18 protein-coding genes are annotated in these 13,009 nt (G+C 57.7%); 13 read left to right on the forward strand and 5 right to left on the reverse strand.

Annotated features, from left to right (window positions below; all coding sequences use genetic code 11):
* Positions 1-116 precede the first annotated feature (116 nt).
* Positions 117-1,178 (reverse strand): GGDEF domain-containing protein, encoded by a 1,062-nt coding sequence (locus MSNKSG1_RS10435; RefSeq protein ID WP_008939231.1) that lies wholly within the window; start codon positions 1,176-1,178, stop codon positions 117-119.
* A 110-nt stretch (positions 1,179-1,288) separates the two neighbouring features.
* Here MSNKSG1_RS10435 and MSNKSG1_RS10440 point away from each other — a divergent pair, with 110 nt between their 5' ends.
* Together MSNKSG1_RS10440 and MSNKSG1_RS10445 are read left to right on the forward strand one after the other, a co-directional pair.
* Positions 1,289-2,281: an MBL fold metallo-hydrolase gene (locus tag MSNKSG1_RS10440; RefSeq protein WP_008939232.1), complete on the forward strand. Its 993-nt coding sequence runs from the start codon at positions 1,289-1,291 to the stop codon at positions 2,279-2,281.
* Positions 2,282-2,331: 50 nt separating this feature from the next.
* Positions 2,332-2,772: a universal stress protein gene (locus tag MSNKSG1_RS10445; RefSeq protein WP_040886852.1), complete on the forward strand. Its 441-nt coding sequence runs from the start codon at positions 2,332-2,334 to the stop codon at positions 2,770-2,772.
* 76 nt (positions 2,773-2,848) lie between these two features.
* On the opposite strand, the gene MSNKSG1_RS10450 is transcribed toward MSNKSG1_RS10445, so the two are convergent.
* On the reverse strand, positions 2,849-3,328 hold the full coding sequence (locus tag MSNKSG1_RS10450; RefSeq protein WP_008939234.1) for an FKBP-type peptidyl-prolyl cis-trans isomerase: 480 nt from the start codon (positions 3,326-3,328) through the stop codon (positions 2,849-2,851).
* A 254-nt stretch (positions 3,329-3,582) separates the two neighbouring features.
* On the opposite strand from MSNKSG1_RS10450, the gene MSNKSG1_RS10455 reads away from it, so the two are divergent.
* The 3 genes from MSNKSG1_RS10455 to MSNKSG1_RS10465 all read left to right on the forward strand — a co-directional run bounded on the left by MSNKSG1_RS10455 (position 3,583) and on the right by MSNKSG1_RS10465 (position 5,520).
* On the forward strand, positions 3,583-4,134 hold the full coding sequence (locus MSNKSG1_RS10455; protein ID WP_008939235.1) for a hypothetical protein: 552 nt from the start codon (positions 3,583-3,585) through the stop codon (positions 4,132-4,134).
* Positions 4,135-4,170: 36 nt separating this feature from the next.
* Entirely contained in the window at positions 4,171-4,785 is a 615-nt protein-coding gene (locus tag MSNKSG1_RS10460) for a PEGA domain-containing protein (RefSeq protein WP_008939236.1), read from the forward strand.
* Positions 4,786-4,923: 138 nt separating this feature from the next.
* Complete coding sequence (locus tag MSNKSG1_RS10465) at positions 4,924-5,520, forward strand: DUF938 domain-containing protein (RefSeq protein ID WP_008939237.1); 597 nt, start codon at positions 4,924-4,926, stop codon at positions 5,518-5,520.
* A gap of 4 nt (positions 5,521-5,524) precedes the next feature.
* Here the strand turns inward: MSNKSG1_RS10465 and MSNKSG1_RS19280 are convergent, their stop codons facing one another.
* A complete protein-coding gene (locus MSNKSG1_RS19280) occupies positions 5,525-5,683 on the reverse strand; it encodes a hypothetical protein (protein ID WP_008939238.1) in 159 nt (52 codons plus the stop codon).
* 128 nt (positions 5,684-5,811) lie between these two features.
* Positions 5,812-7,575 carry a DEAD/DEAH box helicase gene (locus MSNKSG1_RS10470; RefSeq protein ID WP_008939239.1) on the reverse strand — a complete coding sequence of 588 codons (1,764 nt, stop codon included), beginning with the start codon at positions 7,573-7,575 and terminating at the stop codon, positions 5,812-5,814.
* Between the two features lie 110 nt (positions 7,576-7,685).
* Here MSNKSG1_RS10470 and MSNKSG1_RS10475 point away from each other — a divergent pair, with 110 nt between their 5' ends.
* From MSNKSG1_RS10475 to MSNKSG1_RS10495, 5 genes are all read left to right on the forward strand, one after another.
* Positions 7,686-8,435 (forward strand): SDR family NAD(P)-dependent oxidoreductase, encoded by a 750-nt coding sequence (locus tag MSNKSG1_RS10475; protein WP_008939240.1) that lies wholly within the window; start codon positions 7,686-7,688, stop codon positions 8,433-8,435.
* Between the two features lie 3 nt (positions 8,436-8,438).
* Positions 8,439-8,984, forward strand: coding sequence for a nucleoside 2-deoxyribosyltransferase (locus MSNKSG1_RS10480; protein ID WP_008939241.1), 546 nt, complete (start codon positions 8,439-8,441; stop codon positions 8,982-8,984).
* Entirely contained in the window at positions 8,977-9,468 is a 492-nt protein-coding gene (locus MSNKSG1_RS10485; RefSeq protein WP_040886758.1) for an MOSC domain-containing protein, read from the forward strand. Before MSNKSG1_RS10480 ends, MSNKSG1_RS10485 begins: the two co-directional genes overlap by 8 nt.
* Positions 9,469-9,593: 125 nt before the next feature.
* Positions 9,594-9,914 (forward strand): hypothetical protein, encoded by a 321-nt coding sequence (locus MSNKSG1_RS10490; RefSeq protein ID WP_008939243.1) that lies wholly within the window; start codon positions 9,594-9,596, stop codon positions 9,912-9,914.
* A 1-nt stretch (position 9,915) separates the two neighbouring features.
* Entirely contained in the window at positions 9,916-10,416 is a 501-nt protein-coding gene (locus tag MSNKSG1_RS10495) for a hypothetical protein (protein WP_008939244.1), read from the forward strand.
* Positions 10,417-10,469: 53 nt separating this feature from the next.
* On the opposite strand, the gene MSNKSG1_RS10500 is transcribed toward MSNKSG1_RS10495, so the two are convergent.
* Complete coding sequence (locus MSNKSG1_RS10500) at positions 10,470-11,111, reverse strand: DUF1294 domain-containing protein (RefSeq protein ID WP_008939245.1); 642 nt, start codon at positions 11,109-11,111, stop codon at positions 10,470-10,472.
* Between the two features lie 124 nt (positions 11,112-11,235).
* Here MSNKSG1_RS10500 and MSNKSG1_RS10505 point away from each other — a divergent pair, with 124 nt between their 5' ends.
* From MSNKSG1_RS10505 to rlmF, 3 genes are read left to right on the forward strand one after another with little or no spacing between them, the layout of a single operon-like run.
* Positions 11,236-11,580, forward strand: a complete 345-nt coding sequence (locus tag MSNKSG1_RS10505; protein ID WP_008939246.1) for a PBPRA1643 family SWIM/SEC-C metal-binding motif protein — start codon at positions 11,236-11,238, stop codon at positions 11,578-11,580.
* A gap of 29 nt (positions 11,581-11,609) precedes the next feature.
* The gene (locus MSNKSG1_RS10510; RefSeq protein WP_008939247.1) at positions 11,610-12,047 is read left to right on the forward strand and encodes a DUF3010 family protein; all 438 of its coding nucleotides are present in this window, start codon (positions 11,610-11,612) and stop codon (positions 12,045-12,047) included.
* On the forward strand, positions 12,044-12,988 hold the full coding sequence (gene rlmF, locus MSNKSG1_RS10515; protein ID WP_008939248.1) for a 23S rRNA (adenine(1618)-N(6))-methyltransferase RlmF: 945 nt from the start codon (positions 12,044-12,046) through the stop codon (positions 12,986-12,988). The genes MSNKSG1_RS10510 and rlmF overlap by 4 nt, the downstream gene beginning before the upstream one ends.
* The last annotated feature ends 21 nt before the right edge of the window (positions 12,989-13,009 follow it).

Here is a 13,009-nt window from a genome sequence, read left to right on the forward strand (position 1 = left end):
CCGACGCCACTGGAACGTCATTGAGGCCTCACGGGAAAGGAGAGACGTAGAGAAAACCTGTCTCGGCATCCGCGTCAAACACAAGACCAATTCGGTCCTGGCGTTCAAAGGATTGATCAGGCAGTCTCCAGTTCCACCCGATTCCGGCCGCTGCTCTTGCTCCGGTACAGGGCCGTATCGGCGCGGCTGACGGCAGAGCTCAGATCATCACCGGCACGAAGTTCACTGACACCAATACTGATGGTCATGTCCACCGGAATGCCGGTCATTTCTTTCCAGTCCTTAGCAAGAAATGCCTTGCGGATCCGTCCCGCACTGGCCCGCGCCTTTTCGGAGTCGGTTTCGGGGAGAATGGCCAGGAACTCCTCTCCCCCCCATCGCCCGACCAGGTCCTGGGCCCTCAACTCTTCCCGTATCGTGTCCGCGACAACAATCAGCGCTCTGTCGCCGGCCTCGTGCCCGAAGCTATCGTTGATCGCTTTGAAATGATCGATATCCAGCAGGAGGAAGCCAACCGGGTGGCCACTGCGCTGAAACCGGGCCAGCTCGTTCTGGGCGAGGTAAGTCATGTGGCGACGGTTAAAGAGTCCGGTCAGCGGATCTGTCGTTGCCATATCACGAAGTTTCCGCTGAGCAGACACCACCATCCTGAGATAGTAAGACGCCAGATAACTGAACATGGCGAACACGACACTCAGGTTAAAGAGGTGAACGATGTGCAGAGCGGATTCCGGGATGGGCTGCAGAGGTTCGATAAACCACATGAGAGCATCCAGTGCCACATAGTAGCCCCAGAGTGTCAACAACGCGTAAATGGCCCATCGACGGCCTGCAGACACGCATATGGCGGGGATGAACATCAGCAGGTAATAGTGGAAACCGCTCTCCCATCCAATCAGGATGATACCAAGCGCTGCGTGGGATAAGACCTCCGCCCAGATCAGGACGACGGCGATTTTGTTGATACGGTATTTGAGCGCGTAGTAAGCGCCTGCATACATGGCCACACTGACGACGTTCACCCACGCCAGAATAGGCGACCCGAGGGCGAGAAACAGGGCAAAGAATGCAACGTCGACGGTGCCGGCAATCTGTGCACACCGCATGGCCAGGCGCCAGAATTGGGGCCTGCGTTGCCGGGCGGGCTCATAACTTATCGATAGGTTCAGACTGTCCATAGACTGCGGGATTCCCTGAAAGTCAGACAAGATTACTGTGAACTACGTCATGTTGCGAAAAAAATCTGCAAACAACTGTTAATTTTCAGTGGGAAATGTGCACAAGAGTCATGACCATCAACCGTGAACGCCTGGCGGCCCTCGCTGCCGAACGCCATTTTTACCGGGGCAGGTACCGAAACCTGGATCCCGTGCCGCGCCATGGGCTGGGGGATTTCCTCCGTTGGCAACTGGCTCCGGGCCGACGTTTCCCGGAGGGCAAACGTTACACGCTGCTGCGCCCGGACGGTCACTTGCTGACGAACCCGCCGGACAAACCGCAACTGACCTGGCTGGGACATGCCTCATTCCTGTTCCAGTATCGGGGCCTGAACGTGCTGACCGACCCCGTATTGTCGGAGCGCGCCAGCCCCTTCCGGTTGGTCGGGCCTAAACGGTACACGCCTCCTGCGCTGACAGTGGCGGACATGCCACCGATCCATCTGGTGCTGATTTCCCACAACCACTACGACCATCTCGACGAACCAACGGTGCGCCAGTTACACCGACGTTTCGGGGACAGCCTGTGTTTCTGCGTGCCCAAGGGGCTCAGCCCCTGGTTCGAGAAACGCGGAATCCACAATCTCGTGGAACTGGGCTGGTGGCAATCGACGCCCCTGTCCACCGAGAACGAAGTGTTCTGCCTGCCGACCCAGCACTTCAGCGGACGAACCCCGACCGACACCAATACGTCGCTCTGGTGTAGCTGGCTGCTGGATATGGAGGGCTTCCGGTTCTATTTCGGCGGCGACACCGGCTATGGAAAGGTGTTTCGCGAGATCGGCGAGCTGTTCGCGCCTATCGATCTGGCGCTGCTACCGATCGGCGCCTACGATCCGCGCTGGTTCATGGCACCTGTGCACGTGGCACCGGAAGAGTCGGTCAGGATTCACCAGGATATTGGCGCCCGGCAGTCTGTCGCCATGCATTGGGGCACGTTCGTGCTCACCGATGAGCCCATGGACGAGCCACCCCGGCGATTAAGGATGGCACTGGAGAGGCAAGGCATCAGCGAGTCGGAATTCCGGGTGATGCAGCATGGAGAAGTTTGGTCGCCATCGTGATCAGAGCGGTCTACATTGAGAGAACATTCCCAGAAGAAGAGGTATGTATCATGGCCAATGTTACTCCCGGCATCGTCGCCGCCTGCGACGGCTCAGAGCATTCTTCCAAGGCCGCAAAAATGGCCGCTGAACTTGCGCACGCCACCGGGCGTCCACTCAGATTACTCACGGTATTTCCGCACACCAAGCTGGAGAGGATGATTGTCCGCGGCACCTGGTCTTCCGATCTCGATCAGGAAGAGCAGGACTACGGACGCAAAGTGTTCGATACCGCCAGACAAGCCATCGGCAGTGATGCCAATATTGAAGAAGAGATTCTGCTGCAAGGTGAGCCGGCCCATAAAATCATTGAATACCTGGAGGCCAACCCGGGCACCCACCTGGTGTTGGGCAGGCGCGGTCACTCGGCGGTGGAAAGACTGACACTGGGCAGTATCAGTGAAAAGGTCGTCAGACACGCGACCGGGCCGGTTACGGTCGTCAGCGACTGACCTCAACACTGGCCGGTGTTGTCACCGCACTGATCACACCGGCAATTCGATAATGCCTCCGGCATGAAGGATCCGGTCAGTGGTGCCCGCCCGGGCCATGCGCGTGGCCGTGCGCAAGCTCCTCCGGATCCGCGTCGCGGACTTCGATGATTTCGATGTCAAAGGTCAGGGTTCTGCCGGCCATCGGATGGTTAGTGTCGACGTCGGCAAACTTGTGGCCGACCTTGGCGACCAGCACGTGGCGAGGGCCTTGCTCGGTTTGTACCTGGGCGATCATGCCCGGCTTCCAGCGCCTGGCCCCCATCAAATGCTTGATCGGTACCCGCTGGATGGCATCGGCCTTGCGCGGGCCGTAGGCTTTATCCGGCGTGATCGTGACGCTGAACGTATCACCTGCATCGCGACCTTCCAGAGCTTCTTCGAGCCCCTGGATAATACCCCCGTGGCCGTGCAGGTAGGCATTCGGCTCACCCCCACGGGAAGTTTCAACAACGTTGCCCTGTTCATCACTGACACTGTAGTGGAACAGGACGACCTGATTCTTTTCGATGGGCATAGGATTCTCTGCGACGATAAAAAAACGCCATTATAGCCAGCGTCGGCGTTGACTGCAGTGTCCCTCCCCTGTATTTGCCCCGGTCTTAGCCTCGTCTCTCTAGTTCTCAGAGAATTTCACGAAATTTTACGCGACCGAGTCCTCCAATTCATAGCACGCTCAACAATGCTCAGCTACCATAGCGCGCCGAAATGAACTTTCGTTCATTTTCGGAAATACCCCAAAATAATCAGATAAGTAAGAAGGAATCTACTGTGCGAAACGCAAGGATTTTTGCAGTACTGGCCGCTGTGCTTTATCTCTCTGGCTGCGCTTCCGGCGCGAAAATGGGCAACATGGTTTACGAGGGGCCGGTGAACACCTACGACACCGCCCTACAAAGCAACGTGAATGTGGCCAACGTCTCGGGAGGCGAGGACACGAACCCCGCATGGACCTCCGAGATCGACAATGACGCCTTCGCTGGCGCCCTTAAACAAAGCCTGAGGAAACAGGGACTCCTGTCCGGTGATGGACGCTACCAGCTTGAGGCGCTCCTGCTGGAAGTAGACCAACCCATGTTCGGGCTGGACTTTAAAGTTACAACCCACGTGAAGTACATCCTGACAGACCGAAAAAATAATGGCGCCGTGGTCCTGAACGAAACCGTTGTTGCCCCGTATACCGCCACTGTCGGCGATGCCTTTGTCGCCATCAAGCGCCTCAGACTGGCCAACGAGGGTTCGGGAAAAGCCAATATCCAAAGCCTGCTAGAGAAACTCTCTGAATTAAAAATCCAGCCTGGCGACATCTCCCTGAATCAATAATTTTTCCGGACGACCACTTCAAGACAAGGAAGCATCATGAACTATTCCCTATCTCTCGTACTGGCCGCTGTCGCGTTGCTTTCGAGCGGGTGCGCATCAATCGTCTCCGGCACCGACCAGAAACTTACGTTCAATAGTGAGCCAGAAGAAGCCACGGTCACCGTTTCCGGCCGGGTACTCGGTAAAACACCACTTACCGTCCCGGTCGACCGCGGCTCCAATCAATTCATCACTTTTGAAAAGGAAGGCTACAAGACCTATACGGCTCAGCTGTCGACCACAACAAACCCGTGGTTCTTCGGCAACATCGTACTAGGAGGCCTGCTGGGCTCCACCACAGATGGAGTATCCGGTGCGATTCATGAGTTTTCCCCGGATCAGTACTTCGTCACCCTGAAGCCGGACACCCCCTCAGGAATCTCGACTTCCAAACCCCGACAGATCAAGGAAATCATCATCGCGTTCAGCGGAGAGTTTCGCCACCAGCTCGCAAGTGGCGGCGGTGAGAAGGTAAACTCCGTACTTCAGTTACTGGATATCAAAGCCTCGGAAAAAGACACCACGATCCGAGCTCTGAACCAGCTTGCGCTCGCGGAGGACAATGATCTTGAGCTGGCCAAGACCATTATCGAGGTCTACAACGTGCAGTAAGAATCATTGGCCCGAACGGGAAAGGAAAGCCATATGCGTTGGTGACGTCGTCACTCTGTCATATGGCTTTTCGCCACCCAGGAACGCCTCCGCCTTCAGCGACCATTGCGATCGCTCCACGTCGGAGGAAAGAACCCGATGACCCACGACCTGCCCTACTCCCAGGCCTGCGAGAACAACAAGGCGCCAATCCTGGAGCAGCTGAAGGCCATCTTCAATGCACCGGGCACCGTGCTGGAAATCGGCACACTTACCGGCCAGCACGCCGTGCATTTCGCACAGGCCATGCCCCACCTACAGTGGCAACCGAGTGACCATCCCGACGCGGTGCATCTGTGCCGTGCCCGGCTGGAGCAGGCCGCCCTGCCCAACATCCTGCCGGTCGTCGAGCTGGACGTCAGCGATGCCCGCTGGCCGGTCGACACCTTCCAATGGGCCTTCTCCGCCAATACCGCGCACATCATGTCCTGGAATGACGTCGAACAGATGTTCCATGGGATCGGGGAGCGCCTGCCGAAAGACGGTGCGTTTTGCCTGTACGGCCCCTTCAACAACCAGGGCGAATACTCCAGCGACAGCAACCGCCGTTTTGATCAGCACCTGAGAGCCCAGGCAGCCCACATGGGCATCCGGGATCTGGTCGACCTCCGGGCTCTGGCGGAATCGGCCGGGATGACGCTTACCGAGAATCTCGCCATGCCCGCCAATAACCAGCTGCTGGTATTCAAGAGGTGAAACGTTACTTTTTCAGGTCAATCTGCTTGGAACCTGAAGAGGCGAATTGTCCACTTTTGCCCTTGTCCACATATTCAACCGCGCCGCCGGACTTTAAAAAAGCAGCAGTCTGCTCCTCAATCGTGGCAGAGGTTAATGTGGCCTTTTCGGGTTTCTTAGCCATCATGTTCTCCAGGTTAACTGGCGAGTTTTAAACGAACTCCGAACCGCCATTATATCCGAAATAGAAAAAATTTGTCTGGAGCGAGCGTCCGAACTCAGGGCGCTCGGCTGCGATTCGTTTCAGGGGGCTCACCCCTCGTACGCCTTCCGATAGTGGCCCTGGTAATCGAACACCCGCTCCTGCACCTGCCAGTAGTGCTTCTGCTTTCGGGCAATCACAAAATCCGGCGGCGACAACAAGGCCTTCATCTCCAGTACCTCCCCCACCTTGCTGAAGGTTTTCGGGGCCTGGCCATTCGCGAAACGACGCCCGAACAGCCGGTTAAAGACAGTGCGCTGTGCCGGCTTGCTGAAATCAAACGACTCGCTGAGTTCCTCCCCATCCTCGCCGTGATAGGTGATCCTCAGTTTGCTGCCATCAGCCCCCAACGTGATTCCGGCGCAACGGATCACCATGGCATCCTTGAGCTTCAGCGCATCCCGTAGCTGATCATCGGGATCGATGATGGCTTTGTGGCACTGCCCACAGTTGCGGGCCGCGATGTCATTCTCGCCACCGCAGTGGGGGCACTCCTTGAAGCGGAAACGGTAGTCGCACTGTTGAGGACGCGCCTCATCCTCCTCCGCCGGCTCCAGCAGCCCCTGGCATCGGCGGCCGAAGTGCTCAATCACACGGCCGTCACTGTCGGTCTTGCCCCAGAAGATATTGGCAAACCCGCAGCCCGGGCAGAACACCTGCACCGGTTCACTGTCTGGATCCGGTTTCGGCTCACCCACCTCCGGGTGGTGCAGGTTCACGTGGTTGCCCGCGTAATCAATCACCAGGCAATCCTGCTTGCCGTCGTCCAGCCGCAGACCACGACCCACAATCTGCTGATACAGGCTGACGGACTGGGTCGGGCGAAGAATGGCAATAAAATCCACGTGGGGCGCATCAAAGCCCGTGGTGAGCACGGACACATTCACCAGATACTTCAACTCCCGCTGCTTGAAGCGCTGGATCAGGCCGTCCCGATCCTTCAGATCGGTCGCGCCGGTGATCAGGGCGGTCTGATGTTCCGGCAGATAACCGGTGATCTCCCGCGCATGATCCACCGTGGCGGCAAAAATCATCACCCCTTTGCGGTCGGCAGCCAGCTCCATCACCTGCTCGATGATGGCCCGGGTCACCCGCTTGTGCTTGCCCAGCAGCTGGTTGACGTCCTTCTCGGCGTATTCGCCAAAGCGGTCCTGAGGCAACGCGGAGAAATCGTATTGCGCCACCGCCGCGTTCACCAGCTCCGGCCGGGTGAGATACCCCCGGTTGATCATGTAGCTCAGCGGCAGTTCATAGATGCAGTGCCGAAAAGGCTTGCTCTGATCTTCATCACCCCCGCGAACAAAACCCCGGTAGTGATAGCGGTAGATCCAGCCCATGGCCAGCCGATACGGCGTGGCGGTGAGACCAAGCACTTTGAGGGACTCGTTCTGTTGCCGCAACAGCTCGATGATCTGTTGATACTGACTGGTTTGCTCACCGCTGACCCGATGGCACTCATCGATGATCACCAGCGAGTAGTCGTCCCGGAACTGATCCAGATTCGCGGCTACAGACTGCACGCTGGCGAAAGTCACCTGATGCTGGTGTTCCTTGCGCTTCAGCCCGGCGGAGAAGATGCCGCCCGTTAACCCATAGCTCTGGTATTTCGCGTGATTCTGCTCCACCAGCTCTTTCACGTGGGTCAGCACCAGAATCCTGCGGCGAGCCAGACGGGCCAGCTCGGCAATCACCAGGCTTTTACCGGCGCCGGTTGGCAGCACGATGACGGCGGACTCATCGGACTTCCTGAAGTGGTTCAGCGTGGCGTCGACCGCTTCCTGCTGGTAGGGGCGCAGTTTAAAGGGAGCATTCATTTTTCAGGGTCGGATCGTTCCTATCCACGTTTCGCGTTAAAGTAACTGGAGAGTCAAGCTATTGGCACGATCATAGGCGAGACCAAACCGAATAAAAACAGGAGCATGCAATGACGTTCAACTTCCAGGGCCGGCGCGTCATCGTCGCTGGCGGCAGCAAGGGTATTGGCCGGGCCATCGCGTTGGGATTTGCCCGGGCCGGAGCCACGGTTTCTGTATGCGCACGCGGGCAGGCGTCCCTGGACGCACTGGCACAAGAAGCTGCAGGCGAAGGGCTGACGTTGCATGTGGCCCCCTGCGACATCGGCGACAAGGCCTCGCTGGAAACCTACCTGCAGAACGCCATGAGCGAGCTGGGCGGCCTGGACGTGCTGGTCAATTGCGCCTCCGCATTCGGGCGGGAAGACAACGAAGAAGGCTGGCTGAGCAGCGTTGAGGTGGATCTGATGGGCACGGTCCGAGCCGGCCATACCTGCCTGCCGGCGCTCAAGGAAAGCGGGGGCACGATCATCAACATCGCCTCCATCGCCGCCCTGCACGCCTCGACACGCACCGCGCCCTACGCTGCTATCAAGGCCGCCGTCGCCCACTACACCGGCAGTCTGGCGGCGTCCATGGCCCCGCATAAAGTACGGGTTAACGGCATCGCCCCGGGCTCGATCGAGTTTCCGGGCGGCGTCTGGGACCAGGCCCGTCAGCACAACCCGGAACTCTACGAGAACATCCGCAACGGGATTCCCTTCGGGCGTCTGGGCACACCGGAGGAAGTCGCCGACGTGGCGCTGTTCCTGGCCTCCGACCTGGCCCGGTGGATAACCGGCCAGACTCTGGTGGTAGACGGCGGCCAGGTTCTGTCCTGAGCCATGGCACACCCCAGACGCATCTACCTCGCCGGCCCGGAAGTCTTCTTCCCGGCCGGGGAACACCAGGCCATCGTAGCCGAGAAAAAACGCCTGCTCCGGGAAGCCGGGCTTGAAGGCGTAGATCCGCTGGATACCGAGCTGGCGTTTTCCGAGGACCTGCCCAAGCCAAAACGTGGCCACCGGATCTACCAGGCCAACCGCGAACTGATGGACAGCTGCCACGCGATCATTGCCAACCTTACCCCCTTTCGCGGTATCAGCGCCGACCCCGGCACCGTCTTCGAAATCGGCTACATGATCGGCCAGGGCAAGCCCGCCTTCGGTTTCACCCTGAACAGCCGTCACTATCGGGAACGCACAGGCGCAACCGATCTGGACCAACTGGGCCATACCATCGAGGACTTCGAGATGAGCGACAACCTGATGATCGAAGGCGGAATCCGCGAATCCGGTGGGCAACTGTTCGTGGCCGAGCGACCCGGCGAACACCGTTTTTTCTCGGCCGACCTGTTTCGACTCTGTGTGCGAGCGCTTGCCAATGCCTGAATCGACCCCACTTCAAGCCCTTCTCAACACACTCCCCCAGCGCGGGCGCGTGGAGTGGATCGGCATCCGCCCGGCACGCGGTGAGCCGATGCAGACGCTCGAGAAGGTGACCGTCACCCCGGGCAAAGGCCTGGACGGTGATCGGTTCAAAGGCCGCGACACCAGCAAACGACAGGTCACCCTGATCCAGAAAGAACACCTGCACGCCATTGCCTCCTGCCTGGGCCGGAACGCCATTGAACCCGACGTTTTCCGGCGCAACATCGTGGTCTCTGGCCTGAACCTGCTGGCCCTGAAAGGCAAACGGTTCCGGATCGGTGGTGTGGTACTGGGATACACGGGCCTGTGCCACCCCTGCAGCAAGATGGAGACAGCACTTGGGCCAGGCGGGTACAACGCCATGCGTGGGCATGGCGGCATTACCACACGGGTGGTTGAAGGGGGTGAGCTGGCTCTTGGTGATCCGGTTCGGGCTTTGTTGTAAGCCCGGGCATCTGGCAAACACAGCAGATTCGTCGTTTACGCCCACCACCCTTGTCGCGAACTACCCCTGCGCTGTATCTTCAGCTTCTCCGCCCAGGAAGGGCCATGTTCACAAGGAATGGAAAAATGGAATCTGATCAACGCGAACACATATCCACAGTCATAAACTATTTCTGGGGCGATGGAACGACCTCACCTGAATCCGTCAACCAAGGTATGGCTACGATCGCCTACGAGGCACTGGAAGAAGCACAAAGCTGCTCAGCAGCGATGGATTTCGTTCCTCGTCCCATTTCTGGCCGTCCAGGCGGCAAATACATCATTAAACAGGTCGCAAAGATTGGAAAACGGATTGCCTCTGGCGACACGCAGATATACGAAACCTGCCGAAACCGCGTTGCGATTAATTTTCGAACCCAAATCGAAATGGCAAAACAAGGATTGTGATATGAAGAAAACCGCCCTGCTCATAGCTCTAGCCTTTTTCTCTCTCACCGCATATGCACAAACAGTCCCAGACATCACCGCCGCCTATGCCGGCATGAAATTTCGGGTGCCCGGCTCTCCCCTCATCGTGGGGTCGATTGGTGCAAACAACGACATTCTGCTGATCAAGTATTCCGATTCCGTCGGCAAGCGATATATCAGTTTCAGCACCGAAAACACACTCGAAGCGGGTGACTGTGGGTGGACTGAGTTTTTCGAGGCTACGCTATCGGCCAAAGAAATCTACGGTTGTGATCGGGCCAGCGTCGAGTCTTTCAAAAGCGTGTTTGTTCAGGGTACCGACTCGGGCACCTGGAAAATCGCGAATAGAGCTTATTACTACTTTCTGTCTGCGCAGGATCCCTCGTTCGTCTTCTTTCAGTCGAAGGACGGCAACCTGATCAAACTGGAATCTGACTTTCTCGATTCCGATGGTTTCCGAGCGATATTGGCTGGTAGTTAATACGATGCAGTCCATGGGGACAGACAATAGATCTGTCCCGGTTTTTTGCCCATCTACCAGATAAGCGGCTGCAAAGACTTCGACAAATCAAAGCCCAGTTGTTGCCGCAAACTCATCGCCTCGGGAGTCACCAGCAGCCATCCCAGAGCATCCAGGTTGGCCAGAACCGCCAGCCAGAAAACGAACCGATAGCTCCCCTTCCGCGTCTTGTGCCGGAAAGCCTGCTGGGCCATCAACGCACCGGGCCAGCCACAGCACACCTCAAACAGGTGCAGTGTGTTCTCAGCGATCCGTTGGGCACCTCGCTGCGCCGCCCGCTTATCAATCCAGTACATGACAAACAACACCAGACTCATCCCGCCATAGGCTGCCGGGATCGAGACCGGCACATAGCCCTGCTGGAAAAGGCCAGCCAGAGTGGTGAAAAACACCAGTACAACAGCCGACGCGAACCAGAAACCCGGAGCCATACTGGCGCCAACTTTCGCCGCGCCCACATATTGGAACTGCCCTGCCCTCTGCCGGCCCTGGCTGTCTTTCGTGAGGCTGTAAGAGACCTTGCGACTGGCAACCGGCCGGCCCCGGCCCGCATAACCGCTCATATGGGCAAACACCCGCTCACCACCGCCATCCGGAGTAATAAAGCCAAACCCCTTGGCGTCATTCCACGTGGCGAGAACCCCTTTCTGATTCAATGCACTTCCCCTGTCACCCGAGTCAATTCAGAAAATTATATCTGCCTATATCACCGTTCGCGCAAGCGTGCTAAAAGGTGCCTCCCGGCGGTAGCCTGGGTATTCTCCCCATCAGGATTCGAGCATGTCAGATAAATTTTTCTACAAGGGCCGGCAGGACGCGCGGCAGCATCACACCGCTTACGGCGGCTTCCAGACCAACGCCAGCCAAAAGAGTGGCAGCAGGAAGTATCCGTTAACGCTGGTGGTGACTAACGAAGCGCGCAAGCAGGAAGTTGAGGCCCAGGTGGCCCAGACGAAACTGCACGCGAACATTTCGGTTGATACCCGCGAGGGCGCAGTGGAATCCATCAACGAGCTCACCGCTCTGCTGAATAAGGGAGGGACGGTCACCACGGCAAAATCGCCCTCCCGCAACGACCTCTGCCCCTGCGGCAGTGGCATCAAATTCAAGAAGTGCTGCGGCTGACGACAGCGGGGGTATAGAGGGTAATGGCTATGACTGTTTGCGGGGTTGAGCTCACTGGCAGCGATGCGGTGGTGTGTTTGCTGAAGATGGACCGGGGGCAGTTCAACCTGCCGGAGTGCAAGGTGCGCAAACTGTCACTGCCGAAAAACCACAGCCGTGAAGATCTGAAGCGGTTCCAGGCGGCCTTTGCGGACTTCATCGCCCAGTACGGGGTCACCACTGTCGCGATCAAAGAGCGGATGCCAAAAGGCAAGTTTGCCGGCGGGGCCATCAGCTTTAAAATGGAAGCGGCCATTCAACTGATCACCGGCAGTGAATTAACAGTGACCATGCTGCCCACGGCACTGATCAAGTCCACCCTGGCATCCAACCCGCTGCCAATTGCGTTTGCCGAGACGGGCTTGAAGGCCTTTCAGGAAACGGCGTTCATCGCGGCTTATGTAGGGCAGCTTCAGGCTTCCCTATGACCCCAAACCATCGCTCTGTTCCGGTTTCTAAAAAGCCCGCTCGCAAGGGCCTACACCCGCGGAATCTGCACAACCAGGGCTATGACTTCCCAGCTCTGGTAGAAAGCCACCCAGCGCTCGCCCCGCATGTGAAACCGAACGCCCATGGCAACCTTTCCATCGATTTCGCAGACCCATTGGCCGTAAAAACCCTCAACGCCGCATTATTAAACCGGTATTACAACATTGTCGACTGGGATATCCCGGACGGTGCGCTTTGCCCTCCAATCCCGGGCAGAGCCGACTATATCCATTACGTGGCCGACCTGCCTGGACTTCAGCCTGGCCTTGAACAGCCAGGCATCAAGCTGCTCGATATAGGGACGGGAGCAAATGGAATCTACCCGCTACTGGCCTGCCAGATTTACGGCTGGCAGTGTATCGGCAGTGACATTAACCCCCAGTCGCTTGAGAACGTAGCCACGATTATCGCCAACAACCCCACGCTCAAAGACCGCTTCACGCTGCGCACGCAGCACGATAAAAACCACATGTTTGAAGGGATCATTCATCCTGGGGAATTCTTTGACGTCAGCGTATGCAACCCGCCCTTCCATGCCTCGCTCGATGAAGCGATCAAGGGCAACCGGCTCAAGCTCAATAACCTTGCTCGCAGTCGTGGTGAACGAAAGGCCAAATCCCAATCCCCTTCTCTGAATTTTGGCGGGCTGGGCGCCGAGCTTTGGTGTAAGGGGGGTGAACAGCTGTTTCTGAAAAAGCTGATAAGAGAAAGCCAGGCGTATTCAACTCAATGCCGCTGGTTTACCAGCCTGGTTTCAAAGGCCGACAATGTGAAGCCCGCAAAGAAGTTGATTCGTAAGCTGGGTGCCGTTGATTGTCGGGACATAGAAATGAAGCAGGGAAATAAGATTACGAGGGTATTGGCCTGGACCTTCCTCTGAGCCGATCCCGATTCACGCCTC

The organism is Marinobacter santoriniensis NKSG1 (assembly GCF_000347775.1).
GTDB lineage: Bacteria > Pseudomonadota > Gammaproteobacteria > Pseudomonadales > Oleiphilaceae > Marinobacter > Marinobacter santoriniensis.